The organism is Mycolicibacterium parafortuitum (genome assembly GCF_002086815.1).
Classification (GTDB): Bacteria; Actinomycetota; Actinomycetes; order Mycobacteriales; family Mycobacteriaceae; genus Mycobacterium; species Mycobacterium parafortuitum.
Genome location: NZ_MVID01000027.1, coordinates 1 through 23543, shown reverse-complemented (window position 1 = coordinate 23543; position 23543 = coordinate 1). Strand labels below are relative to the sequence as shown.

At 68.8% G+C, this 23543-nt stretch carries 23 protein-coding genes and 1 pseudogene; 20 read left to right on the top strand and 4 right to left on the bottom strand.

Annotated elements, in window-relative coordinates:
* The first annotated feature begins 128 nt into the window (after window positions 1-128).
* From BST38_RS23330 to BST38_RS23280, 11 genes are all read left to right on the top strand, one after another.
* On the top strand, window positions 129-1592 hold the full coding sequence (locus tag BST38_RS23330; RefSeq protein ID WP_083145869.1) for an amino acid permease: 1464 nt from the start codon (window positions 129-131) through the stop codon (window positions 1590-1592).
* Window positions 1589-2284, top strand: a complete 696-nt coding sequence (locus BST38_RS23325) for an SDR family NAD(P)-dependent oxidoreductase (protein ID WP_083145868.1) — start codon at window positions 1589-1591, stop codon at window positions 2282-2284. Before BST38_RS23330 ends, BST38_RS23325 begins: the two co-directional genes overlap by 4 nt.
* Window positions 2285-2286: 2 nt before the next feature.
* A complete protein-coding gene (locus BST38_RS23320) occupies window positions 2287-2991 on the top strand; it encodes an SDR family NAD(P)-dependent oxidoreductase (protein WP_083145867.1) in 705 nt (234 codons plus the stop codon).
* 13 nt (window positions 2992-3004) lie between these two features.
* Window positions 3005-3967: an agmatinase gene (gene speB / locus BST38_RS23315; RefSeq protein ID WP_083145866.1), complete on the top strand. Its 963-nt coding sequence runs from the start codon at window positions 3005-3007 to the stop codon at window positions 3965-3967.
* On the top strand, window positions 3964-4869 hold the full coding sequence (locus BST38_RS23310) for a polysaccharide deacetylase family protein (RefSeq protein WP_083145865.1): 906 nt from the start codon (window positions 3964-3966) through the stop codon (window positions 4867-4869). The genes speB and BST38_RS23310 overlap by 4 nt, the downstream gene beginning before the upstream one ends.
* Window positions 4866-5909 (top strand): Rieske 2Fe-2S domain-containing protein, encoded by a 1044-nt coding sequence (locus BST38_RS23305; protein ID WP_083145864.1) that lies wholly within the window; start codon window positions 4866-4868, stop codon window positions 5907-5909. Before BST38_RS23310 ends, BST38_RS23305 begins: the two co-directional genes overlap by 4 nt.
* Window positions 5906-6850, top strand: coding sequence for a PDR/VanB family oxidoreductase (locus BST38_RS23300; protein ID WP_083145863.1), 945 nt, complete (start codon window positions 5906-5908; stop codon window positions 6848-6850). Before BST38_RS23305 ends, BST38_RS23300 begins: the two co-directional genes overlap by 4 nt.
* Window positions 6851-6906: 56 nt before the next feature.
* Complete coding sequence (locus BST38_RS23295; protein WP_083145862.1) at window positions 6907-8154, top strand: PucR family transcriptional regulator; 1248 nt, start codon at window positions 6907-6909, stop codon at window positions 8152-8154.
* Window positions 8155-8342: 188 nt separating this feature from the next.
* Window positions 8343-8576 carry an FmdB family zinc ribbon protein gene (locus tag BST38_RS23290; protein WP_237160894.1) on the top strand — a complete coding sequence of 78 codons (234 nt, stop codon included), beginning with the start codon at window positions 8343-8345 and terminating at the stop codon, window positions 8574-8576.
* Window positions 8577-8586: 10 nt separating this feature from the next.
* Window positions 8587-9843: a formamidase gene (gene fmdA, locus BST38_RS23285; RefSeq protein WP_083145861.1), complete on the top strand. Its 1257-nt coding sequence runs from the start codon at window positions 8587-8589 to the stop codon at window positions 9841-9843.
* A gap of 66 nt (window positions 9844-9909) precedes the next feature.
* Window positions 9910-10233 (top strand): hypothetical protein, encoded by a 324-nt coding sequence (locus BST38_RS23280; protein WP_083145860.1) that lies wholly within the window; start codon window positions 9910-9912, stop codon window positions 10231-10233.
* Here BST38_RS23280 and BST38_RS23275 read toward each other — a convergent pair.
* Window positions 10217-11062, bottom strand: a complete 846-nt coding sequence (locus tag BST38_RS23275) for an alpha/beta fold hydrolase (protein ID WP_083145859.1) — start codon at window positions 11060-11062, stop codon at window positions 10217-10219. The genes BST38_RS23280 and BST38_RS23275 overlap by 17 nt on opposite strands.
* 62 nt (window positions 11063-11124) lie before the next feature.
* On the opposite strand from BST38_RS23275, the gene BST38_RS23270 reads away from it, so the two are divergent.
* The 6 genes from BST38_RS23270 to BST38_RS23245 all read left to right on the top strand — a co-directional run bounded on the left by BST38_RS23270 (window position 11125) and on the right by BST38_RS23245 (window position 15196).
* On the top strand, window positions 11125-11736 hold the full coding sequence (locus BST38_RS23270; protein ID WP_083145923.1) for a TetR/AcrR family transcriptional regulator: 612 nt from the start codon (window positions 11125-11127) through the stop codon (window positions 11734-11736).
* Window positions 11737-11808: 72 nt separating this feature from the next.
* On the top strand, window positions 11809-12402 hold the full coding sequence (gene ruvC / locus BST38_RS23265; RefSeq protein ID WP_083145858.1) for a crossover junction endodeoxyribonuclease RuvC: 594 nt from the start codon (window positions 11809-11811) through the stop codon (window positions 12400-12402).
* A complete protein-coding gene (ruvA, locus tag BST38_RS23260) occupies window positions 12399-12986 on the top strand; it encodes a Holliday junction branch migration protein RuvA (RefSeq protein WP_083145857.1) in 588 nt (195 codons plus the stop codon). The genes ruvC and ruvA overlap by 4 nt, the downstream gene beginning before the upstream one ends.
* Window positions 12987-12990: 4 nt before the next feature.
* Window positions 12991-14058 carry a Holliday junction branch migration DNA helicase RuvB gene (ruvB, locus tag BST38_RS23255; RefSeq protein ID WP_083145856.1) on the top strand — a complete coding sequence of 356 codons (1068 nt, stop codon included), beginning with the start codon at window positions 12991-12993 and terminating at the stop codon, window positions 14056-14058.
* Window positions 14059-14083: 25 nt separating this feature from the next.
* On the top strand, window positions 14084-14470 hold the full coding sequence (locus BST38_RS23250) for a DUF1304 domain-containing protein (protein ID WP_083145855.1): 387 nt from the start codon (window positions 14084-14086) through the stop codon (window positions 14468-14470).
* Window positions 14471-14542: 72 nt separating this feature from the next.
* Complete coding sequence (locus tag BST38_RS23245; protein WP_083145854.1) at window positions 14543-15196, top strand: hypothetical protein; 654 nt, start codon at window positions 14543-14545, stop codon at window positions 15194-15196.
* A gap of 7 nt (window positions 15197-15203) precedes the next feature.
* Here the strand turns inward: BST38_RS23245 and car are convergent, their stop codons facing one another.
* Window positions 15204-18698: a carboxylic acid reductase gene (gene car / locus BST38_RS23240; protein ID WP_083145853.1), complete on the bottom strand. Its 3495-nt coding sequence runs from the start codon at window positions 18696-18698 to the stop codon at window positions 15204-15206.
* 346 nt (window positions 18699-19044) lie between these two features.
* On the opposite strand from car, the gene BST38_RS23235 reads away from it, so the two are divergent.
* Window positions 19045-19335, top strand: a complete 291-nt coding sequence (locus BST38_RS23235) for a hypothetical protein (RefSeq protein WP_133057256.1) — start codon at window positions 19045-19047, stop codon at window positions 19333-19335.
* Here BST38_RS23235 and BST38_RS23230 read toward each other — a convergent pair.
* Both BST38_RS23230 and gabT read right to left on the bottom strand, forming a co-directional pair.
* Window positions 19323-20756: a gamma-aminobutyraldehyde dehydrogenase gene (locus BST38_RS23230; RefSeq protein ID WP_083145852.1), complete on the bottom strand. Its 1434-nt coding sequence runs from the start codon at window positions 20754-20756 to the stop codon at window positions 19323-19325. The genes BST38_RS23235 and BST38_RS23230 overlap by 13 nt on opposite strands.
* A 14-nt stretch (window positions 20757-20770) precedes the next feature.
* Window positions 20771-22114, bottom strand: coding sequence for a 4-aminobutyrate--2-oxoglutarate transaminase (gene gabT / locus BST38_RS23225; protein ID WP_083145851.1), 1344 nt, complete (start codon window positions 22112-22114; stop codon window positions 20771-20773).
* A 370-nt stretch (window positions 22115-22484) separates the two neighbouring features.
* On the opposite strand from gabT, the gene yajC reads away from it, so the two are divergent.
* Complete coding sequence (gene yajC / locus BST38_RS23220; protein WP_083145850.1) at window positions 22485-22826, top strand: preprotein translocase subunit YajC; 342 nt, start codon at window positions 22485-22487, stop codon at window positions 22824-22826.
* Between the two features lie 71 nt (window positions 22827-22897).
* Window positions 22898-23543 (top strand): annotated as a pseudogene (locus tag BST38_RS23215) (protein translocase subunit SecD); the annotation flags it as partial.

Genomic DNA, 23543 nt, shown 5'->3' with positions numbered 1-23543 from the left:
CGCTGTAGATCCCTACACCCGGGCACCTGGCGACTGTGCGCCCAAACCGCGCTTGCCCGCTGAGGATGCCGGACGGTTGCCGTCGTGCACATACTTTCCTGAACTTGAGGCGGCGAAAGGGACACCAGATGGTGGAAAGTAGTGAAAATGGTTCGGCACCAACAGAACTGAAGCGTGAGTTCTCGTTGTGGTCGGCCTTCGCGTTCGCTTTCGCGTTCATCTCGCCGATCGTGGCGATGTACGGCATCTACGGGCTGTCGCTGGCGACAGCGGGCCCCGGCTTCTGGTGGACCTTCGTCATCGTCGGGACGGGACAGTTCATCGTCGCGCTGGCATTCGCGGAGCTGGTGTCACGGTGGCCGTTCGAAGGGTCGATCTACCAGTGGACCAAACGGCTCGCCGGAGAGGTGACCGGCTGGTTCGCCGGCTGGGTGTACATGTGGGCCCTGGTCATCATCATGGCCACGGTCGCCTACGGCGGCGCAGGCTTCCTGGCGGAGCTGGTCGGAATCGCCAGCCCGACCGCGGTGCAGCAGAGCATCATCGCGCTGTTGATCCTGCTGGCGGGTACCGCCGCGAACATCGCCGGCCGCGTCTTCCTGAAAACCCTGATGCTGGGCAGCATCATCGCCGAGATCGTGGCCTCGGTCGGGCTCGGCACCTACCTGCTGATCTTCCACCGCCACCACGGCCTCGACGTCATCGTGCAGGGGATCGACCTCAGCAGCGGATGGTCGTGGGCCTATCTTTCCGGACCGTTCCTGGCGGCCCTGGCGTTCACCAGCTGGTCGATCCTCGGCTTCGAAAGTGCTGGAGCGATCGCCGAAGAGGTCAAGGAGCCGCAGCGCAACGTCCCCAAAGCGATGCTGTTCTCGGTGTCGTTCATCGCCATCGTCATCGCCTACGCGTCGCTTGCGGTCACGCTGGCCGTGCCGGACTTCGACAAGATCACCTCCGGTGAGGTCTCCGATCCGGTCACCTACGTCCTCGGGACCGCGCTGGGCGAATCCTGGGTCAAGCCGATCCTGCTCGCCTTCGTGATCGGCTTCCTGGCGAGCTTCCTGGCCCTGCAGGCCTCGGCGTCGCGGGTCATCTGGGCCTTCGCCCGGGACAGGGTGCTGCCGGGCTCCCGGGTGCTGTCGAAACTGTCCAAGGCGGAAGCCCAGCCGGTCACCGCGATCCTGGTCACCACCGTGATCGGCGCCGTGGTCTATCTGATCTCGGCCACCGACGTCTACTCGGTGCTGGTCACCTTCACCGCCGGGGGTTACTACCTCGCCTTCCTGTTCCCGTTGGTCACGGGATTGGTTGCGCGCCTGCGTGGTACGTGGGTGCCGGGACCCTGGCATCTGGGTAAGCTCAGCCTCCCGGTGGCGCTGATGGCGGTCCTGTGGGCGGGATTCGCGTTCGTCAACATCGTCTGGCCCCGCACAGTGTCCGACGCGTGGTTCATCAACTGGGCGTTCTTCGTGGCGATGGGCGCGATCCTCGCACTGGGCCTTGTGATCGTGAAGGTCCGCAAGGTCGGCCAGCAGCCGCCGGGCGCACTGGACGGCGAACCGCGGTCGGCGTCGGAAGCCGAACTCGTATGAGCGCCCCGGTCGCCGTGGTGACCGGCGCCGGCAGCGGCATCGGTGCCGCCATCGCCGCCCGGCTCGCCGAATGCGGGTGGACCGTCGCATCGATCTCCCGCGAACCCGCGCCCGACACCGACATGTGGCTCACCGCCGACGTCGCCGACGAGCAGGCGGTGCTCGGGGCGGTGGCACAGATCGAGGCCGCCCTCGGGCAGATCGACGCCGCCGTGATCTGTGCGGGTCACTACGAGGAGATCCCGGCGCTGGACATCGATCCGGCGTCCTGGCAGCGGATGCTGAGGGTGCACGTCGGCGGGCTGGCCCACGTGTGCCGGGCGGTGCTGCCGCAGATGCAGTCCCGCAAACAGGGCCGGATCGTCGGGATCGCCTCCGAACGGGCCATCGGCGGGGGCAGCAACGACGCCCACTACGCCGCCGCCAAGGCTGCCGCGCTGTCGTTGTTGCGCAGCGTCGCCGCCGAGGTGGCGGCCGACGGCGTGATCGTCAACGCCGTGGCACCCGGGCCGTGTGACACGCCACTGCTGCCCGCCGATTCGTGGGAGCGCGCCGAGAAGTTCCTCGAGACGTTGCCCGCGCGTCGTATCGCCACGCCGGAAGAGGTGGCCGAACTGGTGCGGGCCCTGCTCGAAGAAGACCTCTTCCTGTGCGGAGAAGTCTTGTCGGTCAACAGCGGAACGGTGATCTGAGCATGGTCGAACAACAGCGCGTCCTGATCACGGGTGTGGACACCGAGCTCGGCGCGGCGGTGCGGGATCACTTTCGCGCGGGCGGCGCGAGCACCGTCGGCACCTGCGGATCGCCTGCCGGAACGTCGGCGGAGGCGCTGACGATCGTCGCCGACCCCGCCGACAGCACGGCCGTACGCGCCGCCGTCGCACAGGCTGCCGAGGCGATGGGTGGCCTCGACACGCTGGTCACCGCGCACGCGCTGCCCCACGTCGCCGCGCTCACCGCACAGTCCATGGACGACTTCTGGGCGCACGTCGATGCCACTCTCACCGGTACCTTCCTGTTCGCCCAGGCCACCGCCGAGCACATGCGCGACGCGGGCGACGGCGGACGGATGGTGCTGACGACCTCGCGCTGGCACGTCGGCGGGCCGGAATTGGCCGCGGTCGCCACGGCGGCGGGCGGCATCGCGGCCCTGACCAAATCGCTGACCCGCGACTTCGGTCGGTTCGGGATCGGCGTCAACGCCGTCGCCGTCGGCGCCGTGGAGTCCGAATGGGCGGTGTGCGACGTGGCCGGAGGCGCCGGCCTGCCTCCCGTCGGGCGTCGGGGCAGCGTCACCGAGGTGGCCCGGACCATCGGCCTGCTCTGCCAGCGCCGGCTGGGTGCGGCGGTCGGCCAGGTGGTCAACGTCGACGGTGGACTCTCTCGTAATCGCGTCTAGGAAAGGCACATTGATGAACAACGACACAGGACGTCCGCCGATCGTGGGCGCGGTCGACCCTCAGGTCCAACCGCGATACGCCGGGTGGACCACCTTCGCGCGGCTGCCCAGGCTCGAGGACGTGGCGCGCGCCGACGTCGTCGTCGTGGGCGTGCCGTTCGACAGCGCGGTCACCTACCGGCCTGGAGCGCGCTTCGGCCCCAACGCGATTCGCCAGGCCTCCCGGCTGATCCGCGGCTACAACCCGGAACTGGACATCAAACCCTTCGAGGTGTGCCAGTTCGCCGACGCCGGTGACATCGCGTGCAATCCGTTCGACATCGTCGCGGCCGTCGACCAGACCGCCGCGGAGCTGACCGCCCTGCTGGAGAACGGCACCCGGGCGGTGATCCTCGGCGGTGACCACTCGGTGGCGCTGCCGTCGCTGCGCGCCGTGCACGCCGTCCACGGTCCGGTGGCACTGGTGCACTTCGATGCCCACCTCGACACCTGGGACAGCTACTACGGCGCCGACATCACCCACGGGTCGCCGTTCCGGCGCGCCTTCGAGGAGGGGCTGCTGCTCGACAAGAGCCTGCACGTCGGGGTCCGCGGGTCCATCTACGACAAGCAGGATCTCGTCGACGACGCGAACTTCGGATTCTCCTGCATCACCTGTCGCGACATCGGCACGCTCGGCAGCGACGGAATCATCGACCGCATTCGCGAAAGGGTCGGTGATGCACCGGTATACGTGTCGGTCGATATCGACGTGCTCGACCCGGCCCATGCGCCGGGCACCGGGACGCCGGAGGCCGGCGGGATGACCAGCCGCGAACTCCTGGAGGTCGTGCGCGGCTTCGACGGGGTGAACCTGGTCGGCGTCGACGTCGTCGAGGTGTCACCGGCCTACGACCACGCCGAGATCACCGCCGTCGCGGCGGCCAACGTCACCTGGGAGTTCCTGTCCGTGTTCGGAAGAAAGGCACGCAAATGACCGCCCTGACCCCCGCGCAACCTGTGTCCTGGCCAAATGGGAAGCGCTGCGCCGTCGCGTTCACCTTCGACGTCGATGCCGAATCCCCGCTGCTGAGCACCGATTCCGCCTACGCCGACCGGATGGGCACGATGTCCCACCAGGCCTACGGCCCCCTGGTGGGAGTCCCGCGCCTGCTCGGCATCCTCGACGAGTTCTCGGTTCCCGGAACCTTTTTCGTCCCGGGGTACACCGCCGAGCGCCATCCTGAGGCCATCCGGTCCATCGCGCGTGCCGGTCACGAGATCGCCCACCACGGCTACCTGCACGAGTCCCTGGTCGGTGTCGACGAGGACACCGAGCGCGCGATCATGGAGCGCGGGCTGACGGCACTCGACGAGGTCGCCGGAGTCCGGCCGACGGGGTACCGCGCCCCGATGTGGGAGATGAACTGGCACACCCCGAAGGTGCTGGCGGACTTCGGCTTCACCTACGACTCGACGCTGATGGACTCCGACCATCCCTACGAGCTGGCCGTTGCCGGTGCGGGGTCTCTGGTGGAGCTGCCGGTCAGTTGGGCACTCGACGACTGGCTGCAGTATTGCTTCGTCCCGGACTTCTCCGGCACCGGGCTGATCGAGACGCCGGCCAAGGCGATGGAGCTGTGGCGAAGCGAACTCGACGCGATGCGCGACATCGGCGGTGCCTGGATTCTGACCAATCATCCGTTCCTCAGCGGCCGGCCCGGCCGGGCGGCGGCGCTGCGGGAGTTCATCGCCGAGGTGTGCGGCATGGACGACGTATGGGTGGCGGGAATGGCCGAGATCGCCGACCACGTGCGGACCCAGCAGCTGACACCGCGCACGTTGACCCGTCCCGACTTCGAACCCGTGACAGCCCCATCGACAGGAGAGCAACGATGAATCAGGATGCACTGACCCCCGGGAAACTGCGCGAGGCCTACCAGCACGTCTGGTTCGTGGTGGCACGGTCCGAAGACATCGACACCCCGCAGTCGGCCACGCTGTTGGACCACAACCTGGTGGTGTTCCGCGACTCGACCGGTACCGCGCGGGTCACCGACCGCCGGTGCATCCACCGCGGTGGCAATCTCGCCGACGGCAAGGTGGTCGGCGACAGCATCGCGTGTCCGTACCACGGCTGGGAGTTCGACGGCAGCACCGGTGTCTGCAACCGCATCCCGTCCCTGCCCGCGGACGGCCGCATCCCGCCCAAGGCCGCGATCAAGTCCTACCCGGTGATCGAGCGGTTCGAGCACGTGTGGACCTGCCTGGGCGACCCGGTCTTCGACATCCCCAACCCGCCGGAGATCGAGGGTCTCGAATTGTCTTGGCGTGCAGCAGAACCGATCCATGCCGAATGCGGGTTCATGGCCGCCACGGAGAACTTCCGCGACATGGCGCACTTCCCGTTCGTGCACGAACCGTCGATGGGTGATGTGGACCCGGTCGTCACCGACCTGGACGTCAAGCGCGAGGGTCGCGAGGTGTGGGCGTCCTACTTCTACCGCCAGGTGCCGGACTCGGACTTCTCCGACGTCGGTGACGCGTGGATGCACTATCACTCGTACGCGCCGGGTATGGCGACCATCCTGTACTACTTCGGTCCCGAGACCGGCAAGCGCTACCTCGTCGACTTTCCGTCGCCGGTCAGCTACGACAAGTGCATCATCTTCTGGGGTGTGGCCACCGACAAGGACTTCCGCGGCGGCAGCGTCGACGAGATCCTGGAGATCGAGACCAAGGTCTTCAACGAGGACACGCCCGTCCTGGAGGGTCTCGACCCCAAGGAGGTGCCGCTGGCCGGCCAGGCGGTCGAGGTTTCGGCGCCCGCGGACATCTACACGCTGAACTACCGCCGTGCGACGCAGTTCGCCGTGCAGACCATCCAGCAGGCCCGCGTCCCGGAGTCGGTGGCACCCAACGGCCACGTACCCCAATGAGGCTGCGCGTCACCCAACTGCGACTGGAAGCCGACGCCGTCATCTCCGTCGAGTTGCGCAGCCCGACCGGGGACCGGCTCCCGGACTGGAGCGCCGGGGCCCACATCCCCGTCACGCTCCCGTCGGGGACGGTGCGTCAGTACTCGCTGTGCGGGTCGCCCGGCGACCCGCACAGCTACACCATCGCGGTGCTGAAGGTCGACGACGGCCGGGGCGGCTCACGGGAAGTGCACGACCGGATACGCCTCGGTGACGTGCTGGAAGTGGGGGAGCCGCGAAACGATTTCGCGCTGGTCGACGCGCCGAGGTACCTGCTGCTGGCCGGGGGGATCGGGATCACCCCGATCCTGGCGATGGTCGAGGAGCTGCGGTCGCGACCGCAGCCACCGGCGGTGACGCTGCTCTACGGCGGGCGCAGTCGCACCGCGATGGCGTTCACCGACCGGCTCGCCGGCCTCGACGCGGTCGCCCTCCACCCCCAGGACGAGGTCGGGCTGCCCGACCTCGAGGGGGCATTCGCCGAGAGCCCGGCCGGCACCGCGGTGTACTGCTGCGGACCGCCGGCCATGCTGTCAGCGGTCCGGGAGATCGCGGCTCGCTATCCTGACCTGCCGCTACACATCGAACAGTTCACCGCGGCCACCCCCGCCGCGACGGCCGCCGCCGAGGACGGGGCGTTCGAGGTCGAACTCGCGCGCACCGGCGTCACCGTCACGGTGCCGGCGGACCAGAGCGTGCTCGACGCGGTACTCGCGGTGGCACCCGACACGCCCTTCTCCTGCACCAGCGGTTTCTGCGGAACATGTGAGACGAAGGTGCTCTCCGGTCGGGTCGACCATCGCGACGATCTCCTCAGCGACGACGAGCGGCGCGCCAACGCGTCGATGATGATCTGTGTCTCACGTGCCGAACGCGGAGCGAAGCTCACACTCGATCTGTGATGGAACCCGGCACCCGGCCGCTTAGACTTCGCTGACATGGCAGTACGAGCGTCGCGATGACCATCGGTGGTCAGGAGGTCGACGACGGCGTGACCGTGGCCGCGGGACCCCACAGCGGCACGGCCAGCATCGGGGAGATGCTCACCGAACCGAGTCTGCACGTCGAGATCGTCGTCCCGACCGCGGATCTGGCCCGGCCCATCAGGTTCGTCTATCCGACCGAGCTGGCCGACCCGTCCCCGTACCTGATGGGTGAGGAGCTCATCCTCAGTGTGGGCGTGCCCGTCCTCGGCCAGCCGGAGGCCGCGATCGACCGGTACGTGTCGATCCTCGCCGAGCGCCGGGTCACCGGCCTGGTGATCGGCATCGGCGATGTCTTCGACGATCTGCCGGCCCCGCTCGTCCAGTCGTGTACCAAGCGCCGGCTGCCCCTGCTGATACAGCGTCCCGGGGTGCCGTTTCGCCGCATCATCGACTGGGTCGACTCCCGGCGGGCGGCCGATCGGGACGTCGAGGCCGGTGAACGCGATCTCGGATCGATGCTGCGGTGGTTCATGGCCGGCACGCTGGGGGTGGGGCCGGTGGAGGCCGCGCTCGCCCGGCACGGCCTGAGCGGCGCGCCGGTGGCGGTCTGCGCGTTTCCCGCTGAACTCCACACCCGCGTGCACGCCCTGGTCGACCGTCACCGCGCGGCGGTGGCCCTGCTCGGCGAGCGCATCGTGGCGCTGTGCCCGCACACGCCGGAGTTCCAGGCCGAGTTGGCCGCTTCGGAGCTGGTCTGCGGCGTGGCGCTGGGCGCCGACCCACAGTCGATGGCGCGGGCGATCCCGGAAGCGCTGGAGGCGCTGCAGGAGGCGGCCAGACGCCGCCGGGTGGTGCACATCGACGAGATAGCCACGGTCGAAGGCCTGCTGGCGGCGGTCCCGAAGGTTCGGCTGGTGCCCTTCGTCCAGCGGCTGCTGGTGCCACTGGTCGAACACGACAAGACGGCCAATGCCTTTCTGGTGTCGTCTTTGGAAGCATTCCTGGCGCCGGGCAATGACATCTCAGCGGCGGCCAGCCAGCTCTACGTGCATGTCAACACCTTGCGCAACAGGCTGGCGAAGATCGCCGAGCTGACCGGGGCCAACCCCCTCGACGAGGGCGACCGCATCAATTTCCGGATCGCCCTGTGGGCGGCGCGCAATATGGGTATGGGGGAGCGGGCCCAGCCCGCGGGCGCTCGTCATGCCCCAAAAGTAGTCCAGGACAAGGGTTTTACCGGGCCAATGCGGCCTCCGCGTTCGCCCCACCGCGACGGGTGACGGCCTCCGCCCTGTAGCCGGATACACCACCGCACCCATTTCCTGTGGGGTTGTCCATCCGCCCCGCGCATACCGGTGACCCTGGGTAGGGTGGCTTTCACTCCCGCTCCACCCCTGCGACCGCCGAGGGAAATGCTTTGATCCTCTACGCATTTCGTTGTCGATCAGGCTGTGCCGTCATACAACAGATGCATCCGATGCAGAGCCGGCCCGACGAGATCACCTGCCCGACGTGTCAGGGGCGGGCCCGCCGGATGATCGCCGCTCCCAACCTGGGCCGTTCCGCAGGAACGGCGATGGCGTTGCACGACGCCACCCGAAGCACGGCCGACACTCCCGGGGTCGTCTCCGCACCGCCGCGGAAGGCGCCCGGGCGCAAGGTCACGACCAACCCACTGCACCGCAAACTCCCACGACCCTGAAGGGAAAACCATGCCGGACATCGTCTTTCCGCTCGACTCCACGAAAAAGTTCACCGAGCAGCAGAAGCTCGGCCACAACCGCTGGCACCCCGACATCCCGGCCGCCGTCACGGTCAAAAAGGGGGATTCGTTCCGGGTGCACTGCCGGGAGTGGTTCGACGGGGCGATCCACAACGACGACTCGGCCGAGGACATCCTCAACGCGCCGCTGACCACCGTCCACGTGCTGTCCGGTCCGATCGCGGTCGAGGGTGCCAAGCCCGGCGACCTGCTGATCGTGGACATCCTCGACGTGGGACCGATCCCGCAGGAGGATTCGGGTCCGCTCGCCGGCCAGGGCTGGGGCTACACCGGCATCTTCCCGACGCAGAACGGCGGCGGATTCCTCACCGAGCAGTTCCCCGATGCCTACAAGGCGATTTGGGATTTCTCCGGCCAGAAGGCCACCTCGCGCCACGTCCCGCATGTCGAGTTCACCGGCATCGTGCACCCCGGTCTGATGGGCACAGCGCCGTCGGCCGGTCTGCTGGCGACATGGAACACCCGCGAGGCCGCACTGATCGCCACCGACCCGGACCGGGTGCCGCCGCTGGCGCTGCCGCCCGAGCCGCAGGACGCGATCCTCGGCGCACTGACCGGCGACGCGTTCACCAAGGCCGCCGCCGAGGCCGCCCGCACCGCGCCGCCGCGCGAGAACGGCGGCAACCAGGACATCAAGAACCTGACCAAGGGCAGCCGGGTGTTCTACCCGGTGTTCGTCGACGGGGCGAACCTGTCGGTCGGAGACCTGCACTTCTCCCAGGGCGACGGTGAGATCACGTTCTGCGGCGCCATCGAGATGGGCGGGTTCATCGATCTGCGGGTCGACGTCATCCCCGGCGGGATGGAGACCTACGGCGTCACCGAGAACGCGATCTTCATGCCCGGCAACACCGACCCGCAGTACTCCGAATGGCTGGCCTTCTCCGGCACGTCGGTCACCCTCGACGGCGAACAGCGTTATCTGGACTCGCATCTGTCCTACCAGCGGGCGTGCCTGCACGCGATCGACTACCTGACGAAGTTCGGGTACAGCCCCGAGCAGGCCTACCTGCTGCTGGGCGCGGCGCCGATCGAAGGCCGGCTGTCGGGTGTCGTCGACATTCCGAACGCGTGTGCCACGGTGTACATCCCGACCGCGATCTTCGACTTCCCGGTGACGCCGTCGGCTGCCGGGCCGGTCACCATCGACCGGGGAATCGGGGCGCCGCGCGCGTCATTCGGCTGACATCCGGGCGGGTGTGCGGGGCATAATCCGTTCGACCGCCCCGCCGACCGAAAGATGCCACGCCCCATGAAGAGAGTCGTCGACGATGACGGTTGGACGTGGACGATCCGGCGCTGGTGGTGGCGGACGTTGCCGTGGGAGTCGGGCTTTGCGACGCTGGACGCGGTGTTCTTCCTGATCATGCTGCCGTTCATGCTGATGTGGCCGTTGTGGCTGGCGGCCAAGTGGCTGGGCGTGTCCTGGACGGTGCAGATCCTGCGCGAGGGCGAGAAGGTGGGCCGCGAGCGGGTGCGCGGATGGCGCAAGTCGGGGGAGCGCATCGCCGAACTCGCCGCCGAGGCCGAGGCCGGCACGCTGGCGCAGAGGTTGCAGCTCAGCGATTCGCAGTGACCGTCAGGAACTGGCCGATCGCATGGGCCGTGCGCTCGGGCTGGTCGAGCATCACCAGCACGTAGGCGTCGTCGATCTTCTGCAACCGGCCCTGGGGTAACAGGTCTGCGAGCCGCCGGCCGTGCTCGGCGGGCATCACGGGGTTGTCGCTCCACAGCACCAGCGCCGGCCGGTCGAACGCGGCGAGCCGCTCGGTGGCCCGGATCAGGTCCGTGCTGTCGAACCTTGTGCGGCAGTACTTGACCAGGTCGCGGCGCACCCCCGCCGAGGCGAGACCGCCCCGCGTCCACGAATCGACGATCGGTTGCGCGACATCGCGTTTCGCCATCATCCCGAAGATCAGGCGCCGGCGGCGCAACCATCCGATCCTGAGTTGGCGCAGCGCCAGCCGCACCGTGCCCGTGGTGCGGGAGGCCAACCAGGCGACCTTGCCGGGCAGGCCCGGTGGGAAGTTGTCGAACGCCTCCGACGGGCACACCACCAGCGCGCACACCCGGTGGTCGCGGCCGAGGTCGGTGAGGAACAGCGGCCCGCCCCAGTCGCTGACGACCAGCGTGACGTCGTCGAGGTCCAACGCGTCGAGGAAGTCGGCGACGACGCCGACCATGCCGCCCAGCGTCAGGTCCGCGTCGTCGCGCATCGGGACGCGGTGTCCACCCAGCGGCAGCACCGGCAGCAGGTAGCGGAACCCGGGCGGCAGGTGTGGCAGCGCGAGGTTCCACTGCGCGTCGTTCATCAGCAGGCCGTGCAGGAGGACCACCGGCCGACCGCTGGGGTCACCCTCCTCGCGGTACTCCAGAGCGCCTGCCGTGACCTGCACCGTCTTCATGGCGCCTCCAATAGAATGATCGTTCTAGAATGTATGCTCTAGCCTGACACGCGGAGGTGGGCATGGCAAGGTCGACGCGGGAATCGATCGTGACGGCGGCCGCGGAGCTGATGCGCCGCAAGGGCTACGCGGGGGTGAGCATGAAGGACCTCGCCGAGGCTGCGGGCGCGCCGATCGGCTCGCTGTATCACCATTTCCGCGGCGGGAAGGTGCAGATCGCCCGCGAGGCACTGGCCAACGCCGGCCTCGCCTACGGCCTGCTGATCCCCACGGTCGTCGACGGTTACACCGACCTCGGCGCCGCGATCGACGGCGTCTTCACCCAGGCGGCGCACGATATGGCCGATACCGGCTTCGCCAACATGTGCCCGGTGGCCAGCGTCGCCGGCGAGGTGGCCGACACGGTCGAGGAGTTGCGCTCGGCGACGTGCGACGTCTTCACCGCGTGGATCGACGGAGGGGCGGCATACTTCGCGTCCCGCGGACTCGACGAACCCCTGGCGCGTCAGGTCACGACGGCGCTGATCGCCGGGCTGGAGGGGGCGTTCCTGCTGGCCCGCGCGATGCGCGACGTCGCGCCACTACTGGCCACCGGCGCGACGATGGCTCCGCAGTACCGCGGGATCGCGCTCGCGCCCCGCACCGGAACGCGCGTCGCCGTCGACGCCCGCTGAGCGTGTCCTACCCGGCGCCGTCGGTCCCAGCCGTTAAGCTCTCGAACAAATGTTCACAAAGGAGGAGTCGGCGTGCGGGTGATGGGAGTCGATCCCGGGCTGACGCGGTGCGGGCTGTCGGTCATCGAGAGCGGGCGCGGCCGCCAGGTGACCGCGCTCGACGTCGACGTGGTGCGCACGCCGGCCGACCACCCGCTGGCGCACCGGCTCCTGGCGATCAGCGACGCCGTCGAGCACTGGCTCGACACGCACCGGCCCGACGTCCTCGCGGTCGAGCGGGTGTTCGCCAACCAGAACGCCAACACGGCGATGGGCACCGCTCAGGCGGGCGGGGTGATCGCGCTTGCGGCCGCGCGCCGCGACATCGATGTGCACTTCCACACGCCGAGCGAGGTGAAAGCCGCGGTGACCGGCAACGGCCGCGCCGACAAGGCCCAGGTCACCGAGATGGTCACCAGAATCCTTGCGCTGCAGCAGAAACCCACGCCGGCCGATGCCGCCGACGCGCTCGCGCTCGCGATCTGTCACTGCTGGCGCGCACCGATGATCTCGCGGATGGCCGCGGCCGAGGAACTGGCGGCCGAGCAGCGCCGCAAGTACCAGGCCACCCTGAAGGCTCACACGTTGAAAGCGGAGGCCCGCCGGAGTGCCCGGAGCGCACGGTGATCGCGTCGGTGCGCGGTGAGGTCACCGACATCGCGCTCGATCACGTCGTGATCGAGGCGGCCGGCGTCGGCTACAAGGTGATGGCCACCCCGGCCACGCTCGCGACGTTGCGCCGTGGCAGCGAGGCCAAGCTGATCACCGCGATGATCGTGCGAGAGGATTCGCAGACCCTCTACGGCTTTGCCGACACCGATGCCCGCGACCTGTTCCTGACCCTGCTCGGGGTCTCCGGGATCGGACCGAGCATCGCGCTGGGCGCGCTGGCCATGTATGACGGCCCGACGCTGCGCCAGGCGATCGGTGGCGGCGACGTCGCCGCTCTGACGCGAATCCCGAAGGTGGGCAAGAAGACCGCGGAGTTGCTGGTGCTCACGCTGCGGGACAAGGTCGGGTCGAGCACCGCCGCCGGATCGGCCGCGGTCGGCGGGCACGGTGTCCGTGGTCCGGTCGTCGAGGCGCTGATCGGGCTCGGCTTCGCGCAGAAGCAGGCCGAGGAGGCCACCGACAAGGTGCTGGCCGGCGATCCGGATGCCAGCACGTCCGCGACGCTGCGCGCGGCGCTGTCGATATTGGGGAAGAAGTAGGAGCGTGGGCCGTTTTCCAGGGGATTCGGCGGAGGAACCCGAAGAGCGCGAGGTGTCGCCGGCGCTGACCGTCGGCGAAGGCGACGTCGACGCCAGCCTGCGCCCGCGGTCGCTGGGCGAGTTCATCGGGCAACCGCGGGTGCGCGAGCAGTTGCAGCTGGTCCTCGAGGGTGCCAAGAACCGCGGCGGTACACCCGATCACATCCTGTTGTCCGGTCCGCCCGGGCTGGGCAAGACGTCGCTGGCGATGATCATCGCCGCCGAACTCGGTTCGTCCTTGCGGGTCACCTCGGGTCCGGCGCTGGAACGCGCCGGAGATCTGGCCGCGATGCTGTCGAACCTGATCGAGGGCGACGTGCTGTTCATCGACGAGATCCACCGCATCGCGCGGCCCGCCGAAGAGATGCTCTACCTGGCGATGGAGGACTTCCGGGTCGACGTCGTCGTCGGCAAAGGCCCAGGGGCGACGTCGATCCCGCTGGAGGTGGCGCCGTTCACCCTGGTCGGGGCGACCACCCGGTCAGGGGCGCTGACCGGCCCGCTGCGGGATCGTTTCGGCTTCACCGCCCACATGGATTTCTACGATCCCGCCGAGCTGGAGCGTGTGCTGGCCCGTTCGGCAGGCATCCTCGGCATCGAACTCGGCGCCGAGGCTGGTGCGGAGATCGCCCGTCGGTCCCGGGGCACGCCGCGCATCGCGAACCGGCTGTTGCGCCGCGTCCGCGACTACGCCGAGGTGCGCGCGGACGGGGTCATCACCCGCGACATCGCCAAGGCCGCACTGGAGGTCTACGACGTCGACGAACTCGGGCTCGACCGCCTCGACCGCGCGGTGTTGTTGGCGCTGACCCGCAGCTTCGGCGGCGGACCGGTCGGGGTGTCGACGCTCGCGGTGGCCGTCGGTGAGGAGGCGACCACCGTCGAGGAGGTGTGCGAGCCGTTCCTGGTGCGCGCCGGGATGATCGCGCGAACCCCGCGCGGCCGGGTCGCGACGGCGCTGGCATGGAAACATCTCGGGATGACCCCGCCGGCCGGGGCCGTGGGCCTCGGACAGACGGGCCTGTTCGACTGACAGTTCGACTGACAGAGGTGGGCACATGCTGACAGCGGGTCTGATCGTGGCGGTACTGGCCGCCGTCCTGCACGGCTACATCTTCGTGATGGAGTCGATGACCTGGACCTCCAGCCGCACCCGGGAGGTGTTCGGGATGACCGCCGAGGAGGCGGAGAGCACCCGGTTGCTGGCTTTCAACCAGGGGTTCTACAACCTGTTCCTCGGCATCGTCACGCTCATCGGTGTGGTCGCCGCGTTCAGCGGGGCGACCGCGGTCGGGCTCGCGCTGGTGTTCGCCGGTGTCGGATCGATGCTGGCCGCGGCGGTCGTGCTGGTCGTGTCGGCACGCGACAAGGCCCGCGCCGCGGTGTCCCAGGGACTGTTCCCGTTCCTCGCGATCGTGCTGCTCCTGCTCGCCCTCGCGGTCTAGCGTCCGGCCCCGGTCCCCGGGTTACCGGCGCCACAGTCTGGGTATGCGCTGGGTATCGACCGAGGAGGACCGATGGACGATACGACGACCCGGACTCGCCGGGGCACGATGCAGATTCCACGCAGCCGGGGCGCCGTCAGCGGCCTACTCATCGTGGCCCTGGGCGTCTGGGGTGCCTTGGTGCCGTTCGTGGGACCGTTCTTCGACTTCGCGTTCAGCCCGGACCGGCCGTGGGCGTGGACCACCGGGCGGGGCTGGCTGCAGGTGCTGCCCGGCCTGGTGGCAATCGTCGGCGGCCTGCTGCTGTTCGTTTCCCGTAACCGGGCTACCGCGATGCTCGGCAGCTGGATGGCGCTCGCCGCCGGCGCCTGGTTCGTCGTCGGACGCGCCGTGGCCGGACCGCTCGGTCTCGGCAGCGCGGGGGAGCCCGTCGCGGCCACCGAGGCGCAACGGGTGTGGCTGGAACTGACCTACTTCTCCGGGCTCGGCGCGCTGATCATCTTCCTGGCTGCGCTGGCCGCCGGCCGCTTGTCGGTGCGCACCGCCCGCGACATCGCCTACCGCGAAGCCCACCGGGATCCGCAGGCCGTCGCCGACCCGGCGCCCGTCGCGACCGACGCCCGGCCGTGGGAGAATTCCGATGCGGTGACCGAGCCCGTGCGCCGTCGCCGCCCGTCGCTGTTCGGGCGGCGACGCCGCGAGACGCACAACACGCTTCCGGTCTGAGCGTCCGCTACAGAATCCCGAGCAGCTCCAGGTCCGTCACGTACTTCACGATGATTTGCCGGCTCACGTGCGGGATGTCCTTGTCCGGGCCGATCTTCGCGTCCTGCACCGCCTTACGGAAATGTTCCGTCGGTGCGAGCGAACCCCGCAGTGGGGTTTCCGGGTGCTGGTAGTTGTGCAGCAGTGGCAACAGTGACGCCTGCCGCTGGCGTTCCGGCAGCGCGTTGATCGCCGCGGTGAACCGCTGCAACCAGGTGTCGTAGTCACCGACCCGGTGCACCGGGTAGCCGGACTCGATCAACCAGTCGACGTATTCGTCGAGCCCGATGCCGTCGTCATACGGATTCATCACGTGGTAGGTCTCGAATCCGGTCGGGGATTCGCTTGCCACGTCGGCCCCGAGCGTCGAGATCGCCTCGGCGATGAATTCGACCGGGAGACCGTCGTAATGGGCTCGTTGGCGGTGTCCAGCGGGGTCGAGCAGATAGAACGAATTCGGTGCGACACCGGTGGCGACCAGGCTGAGGATCAGCCGGGTGAACATGTCGGGCACGTTGAGCTGACCGGCATAGCTCGTGTCGGCCAGGATCATGTCGCAGCGGAACACCGCCACCGGCAGCCCACACAGGTCGTGGGCCTCCCGCAGCAGCACCTCACCGGCCCACTTGCTGTTGCCGTACCCGTTGGCGTACGTGTCGTCGACCTGCCGGGTCGGGCTGATCTCGCGGATGTCGCCGTCCTCGGTGAACCGGTCCGGTGCGACGCCCGCGCCGACCCCGATCGTGGAGACGTAGAGGTAGGGCTTCTGCCGGGTGGTCAGCGCCACGCGGATCAGTTCTGCGGTGCCGACCGCGTTCGGCCCGAACAGCTGGCTGTAGGGCAGCACATGGTTGACCAGCGCGGCGGGGTCGACGATGAGGTCGACGGTGTCGGCGAGGCGCTGCCAGGTGTCGCGGTCGAGCCCGAGGTCGGGTTCGCCCTTGTCGCCGGCGATGACCTGCAGGTGATCGGCGGCCAGCCGGCGGTAGTGCTCCGTCAGTGCCGGGTCGCCGCTGTCGAAGGTGCTGTCCAGCCGATCCCGCGCTGCGGCATCGTCTTTCGCGCGGACTAGACAGATCAGCGTGCCACCGACCAGCGCCAGTCGCTGCAGCCACTCCAGCGCCAGGTAGCGGCCCAGGAAGCCGGTCGCGCCGGTGAGCAGCACGGTCCGCACCTCCGGCCTCGGGCCGGGAATACCGGATGCCTGCGCCAGGGTCGTCGCGTCGAGGAACTTGTCCAGCGTCAGGTCGCGCGCGTGTACCTGGGATGCGTCGCGGCCGTGCACCGACGCGAAGGTGGGCCGCCCGGAGGCGGTTTCCCGCTCGGTGTCGATGAACGATGCCACGGCGGCCAGATCGGTGGCCGGGCTGACGATCACCCCGACCGGGACGTCGACGTCGAAGATGTCGTGCAGCAGGTTCGCGTAGGTCAGCGCGGACAGCGAATCCCCGCCGAGGTCGGTGAAGTGCGCATCGGACCGTAGATCCCCTGCGGCCGTGCCGAGCAGTGCGGCCGCGGCACGGCTCACCGTCTCCAGGGTCGGGCGCCGGGCACCGTCGCGCCGCAGTGCGCGCAACTCGTCTTCCTGTCCGTCGGCCAGTTCGGAGTACAGCGCCTCCAGGCGTGCCCCGTAGTGGTCCTTGAGTCGCGGCCGGGCCAGCTTGCGGATGCCGGTGAGCAGTCCGTTCTCCAGCGTGAACGGTGTGGTCTCGATCAGGAAGTCCCGCGGGATCTCATAGGACTGCAGATTCGCGGCCTTCGCGATGTCCTGGAGCGATTCTGCGACAACGCTTTTCACATCCCCGCCGGACAGTGCCGCCTCGGTCGGCACGACCACCGCCAGCAGGTAGGACCGGGCGCTGTTGCCGTACAGGAAGATCTGGCGGACGACGGGGCTGTCACCGAACACCGCTTCGAGCTTGGAGACGGTGACGAACTCGCCCTGCGACAGCTTGAGCACGTTGTTGCGCCGGTCCAGATAGGCCAGCTGATCGGGAGCGAGCTCGGCGACCACGTCTCCGGTGCGGTAGTACCCGTCCTCGTCGAACATCTCGGCGGTGATCTCCGGCCGCTTGTAGTACCCGGGGAACAGGGTGTCGGACTTGACGAGAAGCTCGCCGCGCGGATGCGGGCGGTCAGTGCGGAAGTATCCGAGATCCGGGACGTCGACGAGTTTGTAGTCGAGTACCGGCGGACGCTGCACCTGGCCGTCGACGAACACCGCGCCGGCCTCGGTCGAGCCGTAGCCGTCGGTCAGGTGCAGGTCGAGGAATTCCTCGACGAACGCGCGCAACTCCGGTGACAGCGGTGCCGATCCCGTCATCGCCAACAGGTAGCGGCCACCGAGCATGCGGTGCCGAAGCTCGGCGAACACCGCCTCCCGCTCGCCGGGGCGACGGTCGAGTTCCTTGGTGACCTCGGCGACGATCGTGTCCCAGATCCGCGGTACGAACGACAGCTGCGTCGGCCGGACCAGCGCCAGATCCTCCAGGAACGTCGAAAGATCGCTCCTGGCCGCGAAATACGCGGTGCCGCCGGAGCCGAGCGTGCCGTAGAGCAGCATGCGCCCCATCACGTGGCTCATCGGCATGAAGTTCAGGGTGATCGACGGGTGGCTACCGCGTTCGCCCCAGTTCATCCGGTTGGACGGCCGCCACGCGTTGGCCACCAGGCGCTCGGTGTACATCGCCCCTTTGGGCGCACCGGTGCTGCCCGAGGTGTAGATCAACAGCGACAGCGGGTCGGGGTCGGGGGATACGTACGTCGGCCCCGCGGGTTCGGCGGTGCCGGCGTCGATGAGCTCAGCCAGTGTCACCACACTGATCGGGCTGCCCGCGTTCTGGAGGCGCCGCCGTGCGGCGTCCAGCGCGTCGCGGTGGGCGTCGACGCGGGGCAGCAGGTCGAATACGACCAGGCGGCGCACCCAGGGCGCACCCAGCGCGAGTTCGACGGCGTCGTCGAGGTAGTCGACCGCGGAGAAGATCACCACCGGTTCGGTCTCGGCGAGGATCGGCGTCAGTGAGGTGACCGGCGCCGCGGTCTGCAGCGGGACCGCGACGGCGCCGCGTACCGGCTGGGCGATGTCGATGATCGCGTAGTCGACGCTGGTGAAACCGAGCACCGCGACACGGTCCCCGGGTGCCACCTCGGTCAGGGCCGCGGCGACGGCGTGCACGCGGCGTGACAGCTCGCCGTAGGTCAGCGTCTCGAATTCGGGCAGCAGCTCGGTGGTGGTCCGCCCGTCGAGCGGGTCGGTGACGTAGCGGACGGCGCGCTGTGCCAGCGCGGGACGGTCCGCGTAGCCGTCCAATACGGTCTGGATGACCTCGGGCAGCCGGATTCCGGGCTCTTCGATCGCTGCGGTGACGGCCGGTGACGGTGCCGCCGCGGCGAACTGGGGGTCGTGGGCGAGCAGATCGGCGGTGCGGCGTTCGAACCGCTGTTCACGGGTATCGGTAGACATTTCGCGTCCTCGAGAAAAGGCATTCGGATGAGGGACGGCGCGACGTTGCGTCTACCGCGAACTACGTTAGTCGAACTAAATGTATTCCGTGCTGAGGCCGTCGCGGGCTGCCAATCGACTGTGGGTGTGCTTCGCCCGCGCTGAAGGCCCAGGTTGGACGTCACACCTACCGTCGGCGCGTTACTCGCGCCACAATCCCGCGGCCGGACAGGCGATTTGGCGAAACCGCTGGCTAGCCTGGATTTTCGTGGAACCGCGACCATCGGCGATCGTCGATCTGTTCGCGGCGCGCATGTCGCGCTCACGGACGGACGCTCCCCGAAACGACGGGTCACGAGAAGAAGACGTGGCGGCTGTCGTTCTCGGTCCCCGACTGAGTGCGATGTGGGCCGCCGTCGGGGCGCCGGTGCGGGACTGGTGGCGGCTCTCGCGGTGGATCGAACGCCTCGACGACCCGGCCGTGCTCGAGGCGCTGGGCGCCTACTTCGACGTGCTGGTGGCGCAGCGTTGCGTGCGCCCCGGTGACGACCTGGTATCCGATCTGATCGACCACAATCTCGACGGCGGCGGTCTGACCGCCGACGAGATCCGGGTCGTCCTCGTCGATTTCGTCCGAGCGGCCGCTCAGCCCGTGTAGGCCATCACGTGCTTGATGCGGGTGTAGTCCTCCAGGCCGTACATCGACAGGTCTTTACCGTGGCCGGACGATTTGAACCCGCCGTGCGGCATCTCGGCGACCAGTGGGATGTGGGTGTTGATCCACACGCAGCCGAAGTCCAGCGCATTGGACACCCGCAGCGCACGTGACACATCCTTCGTCCACACCGAGGACGCCAGGCCGTATTCGACGCCGTTGGCGTATCCGATCGCCTGCTCCTCGTCGGTGAACGTCTGCACCGTGATCACCGGGCCGAAGATCTCCTGCTGGATCAGCCGGTCGTCCTGGCGCAATCCGCCGATCACCGTCGGCTCCACGTAGAAACCCTTGTCGCCCTGACGGTTTCCGCCGGCGGCGACGTCCGCGTGCGACGGCACGTCGGACAGGAAGGACAGCACCCGCTCCAGCTGGTTGGCGTTGTTGACCGGCGGCACCCAGGCGTCCTCGTCGTCGGCGGCACGCCCGAACGTCGTCGTGGCACCCTTGGCCTGCTCGGCCAGCGCGGCCGTGAGATCCGCGGCGATCGACGCCGACGCCAGCACCCGGGTGGCTGCCGTGCAGTCCTGGCCGGCGTTGAAGTATCCCGCCGTCGCGATGCCCTCCGCCGCGGCGGACAGGTCGGCGTCGTCGAACACGATCACCGGTGCCTTGCCGCCGAGTTCGAGATGGGTGCGCTTGAGGTTGCCGCCGGCGCTGACCGCGACGGCCTTGCCCGCGGCCACCGAACCGGTGATCGCGACCATCTCCGGGGTCGGGTGCGCGACGAGGTTGGCGCCGGTGACCCGGTCGCCGGTCACCACGTTGAGCACGCCCGCCGGAAAGTGCTTGGCGGCCAGCTCGGCCAGCATCACCGTGGTGACGGGGGTGGTGTCGCTCGGCTTGATCACCACGGTGTTGCCCGCGGCCAGCGCCGGGCAGATCTTCCAGATCGCCATCATCATCGGGTAGTTCCACGGTGCCACCTGGCCGATGACGCCGACGGGTTCGCGCCGGATCCACGACGTGTGGTCGGCCATGTACTCGCCGGCCGACTTGCCCTCCAGCACCCGGGCCGCCCCGGCGAAGAACCGGATCTGGTCCACCATCGGGGGGATCTCCTCGACGGCGGTGACATGGTTGGGCTTGCCGGTGTTGCGGCCCTCGGCCGCGACGAGCGCGTCGGCGTTGCGTTCCACCTCGTCGGCGAAGCCGAGCAGCGCCTTCTGCCGTTGCGACGGGGTGGTCTTCTTCCACTCCTTGAACGCGTCGGAGGCGGCCGCGTACGCGTTGTCGATGTCCTGCTCATTGGAGACCGGGGCGGTGCCGTACTTCTCGCCGGTGCTCGGGTCGATCAGCGGCATGGTCGCCCCGCTGGTCGAGTCGACGAGCTCGCCGCCGATGAAGTTCTTGACGGTGGTCATGGATCAGCTCCTTCTTACAGGTCGCGCAGGATCAGTTCGAGGATGTCGAGGCCTTCGAGCAGCAGTTCGTCGCTGATCGCCAGCGGCGGCAGGAAACGCAGCACGTTGCCGTACGTCCCGCACGTCAGCACGATCACACCGGCCTGGTGCGCGGCGGTGCTGAGCTTCTTGGCCAGCTCGGCGTCGGGTTCGGTGGTGCCCGGCTTGACCAGTTCGACGGCGATCATCGCGCCGCGCCCGCGCACGTCGCCGATGCGGTCGTTCTCGGCCTGCAGCCGGTGCAGCTTGTCCTTCATCAGCGACTCGATCTGCCCGGCGCGCGCGACCAAGTTCTCGGACTCGATGGTCTCGATGGTGGCCAGCGCCGCCGCACACGCCACCGGGTTACCGCCGTACGTTCCGCCGAGCCCGGACACGTGCGGGGCGTCCATGATCTCGGCGCGGCCGGTCACCGCCGACAGCGGCATGCCGCCGGCGATGCCCTTCGCCGTGACGATCAGGTCGGGCACGATGCGCTCGTGCTCGCAGGCGAACATCGCCCCGGTGCGCGCAAAGCCGGTCTGCACCTCGTCGGCGATGAACACGACGTCGTTGGCGCGACACCAGTCCAGCAGCGTCGGCAGGAAACCCTCGGCGGGAACGATGAAGCCGCCCTCACCCTGGATCGGTTCGATGATCACCGCGGCGAGGTTGTCCGCGCCGACCTGTTTGTCGATCACGGTGATCGCGCGGCGCGCCGCCAGCTCGCCGTCGGTGGCGATCTCCTTGCCGCCGAACTCGGCGTCGCGGAAGGGATACGACAGCGGCGCCCGGTAGACCTCCGGCGCGAACGGGCCGAACCCGTGCTTGTAGGGCATCGACTTCGCGGTCAGCGCCATCGTCAGGTTGGTGCGGCCGTGGTAGGCGTGGTCGAACGACACGACCGCCTGCTTGCGGGTGAAGGCGCGGGCGATCTTGACCGCGTTCTCCACCGCCTCGGATCCCGAGTTGAACAACGCCGAGCGCTTGTCGCCGTCGCCGGGGGTCAGCCGGTTCAGCGCCTCTGCCACCGCCACATATCCCTCGTACGGGGTGACCATGAAGCAGGTGTGGGTGAACTCGGCCGCTTGGGCGGCGACTGCCTCCACCACGAGCGGGGAGGCGTTGCCGACGGTCGTGACCGCGATGCCCGACCCGAGATCGATCAGCCGGTTGCCGTCGACGTCCTCGACGATGCCGCCGAACGCCCGTGCCGCGTAGACGGGCATCGTGGTCCCGACCCCGCGCGACACGGCGGCATTCTTGCGTTCGCTCAGCGCCGCGGAACGGGGCCCGGGGATTGCGGTGGCGAGGTGGCGGCTCTGTTCGAGAGCGCTCACAGGGAACCTCCTACGGACCCGTAGAGAATGGAGTTCGACGATTGCCGTGTGCGGTCCGAGCCTAGCCGCTTCGGCCACCGATCCGTAGATGGCCGTGGCAATTCATGTCGGAATCGTCACTACTGGCGCATGATGGCAACGAAATTCGTTGCGATATGGGCGTCCGGGTGTGCGCCGGGGCTCGCCCCACGGACCCCGGCCGCGGGGCGGTCCGGTCCGGAGTCGACCCGGGGGCATCGCCGGAACGTGCCGCAATGGCACACTGGATACCTGAGTCCTTCGGGACGGGCTTCCGCCGCGGGCGGTCAGGGAGCTCGCAGAGACAACATCGCCCCAAGAAGAATCTGAAACGTAGAGAGACGCTGTCGCCATGGATCTGGTCGTATTCCTGCCCCTGCTCATCATCATGGGCGCCTTCATGTACTTCGCATCCCGGCGGCAGAAGAAGGCGATGCAGGCCACGATCGACCTGCACAACTCGCTGCAGATCGGTGACCGCATCCACACCACGTCGGGCCTGCAGGGCACCATCACCGGCATCGGTGACGACTACGTCGACGTGGAGATCGCACCCGGTGTCGTCACCACCTGGATGAAGCTCGCGGTGCGTGACCGCATCGTCGACGACGTCGAGGACATCGACGCCGCCGGCACCGACCTGGAGTCGACCGGCACCGAGATCACGGATCGTCCGAACTTGAACAAAGACTGACGGCTGAAATCTCAGCGGCAGCACGTACTCTTTGCGGTGCTGACGACCTGATCTCGAGGAGACCCTGAAACGTGGCATCGTCTTCGACGGTTCACCCTGCCCGCTACCTGGGCCTGTTCCTGGTGTTGCTCATCGGCGCCTACCTGCTGGTGTTCCTCACCGGGGACAAGAAGCCCGACCCCAAGCTGGGCATCGACCTGCAAGGTGGCACGCGCGTCACCCTGACCGCGCGTACGCCTGACGGTTCGGAGCCGTCGCGCGATGCGCTGATCCAGGCCCAGCAGATCATCGGCGCCCGCGTCGACGGTCTCGGCGTGTCCGGGTCCGAGGTGATCATCGACGGCAACAACCTCGTGATCACGGTGCCCGGCGACGACACCAGCGAAGCCCGCAGCCTGGGCCAGACCGCCCGGCTGTACATCCGCCCGGTGGTCCACGCGATCCCGGCGGTCCAGCCGGGACAGGAGAACACCCAGCCCGACGGCCTCCTGCCGGGCGAGCTGCCTCCGGGCGCCGTCCCCGGCATGCCACCGGGGGCCATCCCCGGCATGCCGCCCGGGGCCATCCCGGGTATGCCTCCCGGCGCGATCCCGCAGATGCCCGCCGAAGGCCCCGAACCGGGTGCGCCCGGCGCACCGGTCGAACCCGTGGCGCCCGCACCGCAGCCGCGCCCGTTCCCGCAGCAGCCCGCCCCCGAGCCGACGCCTGCCCCCGAGC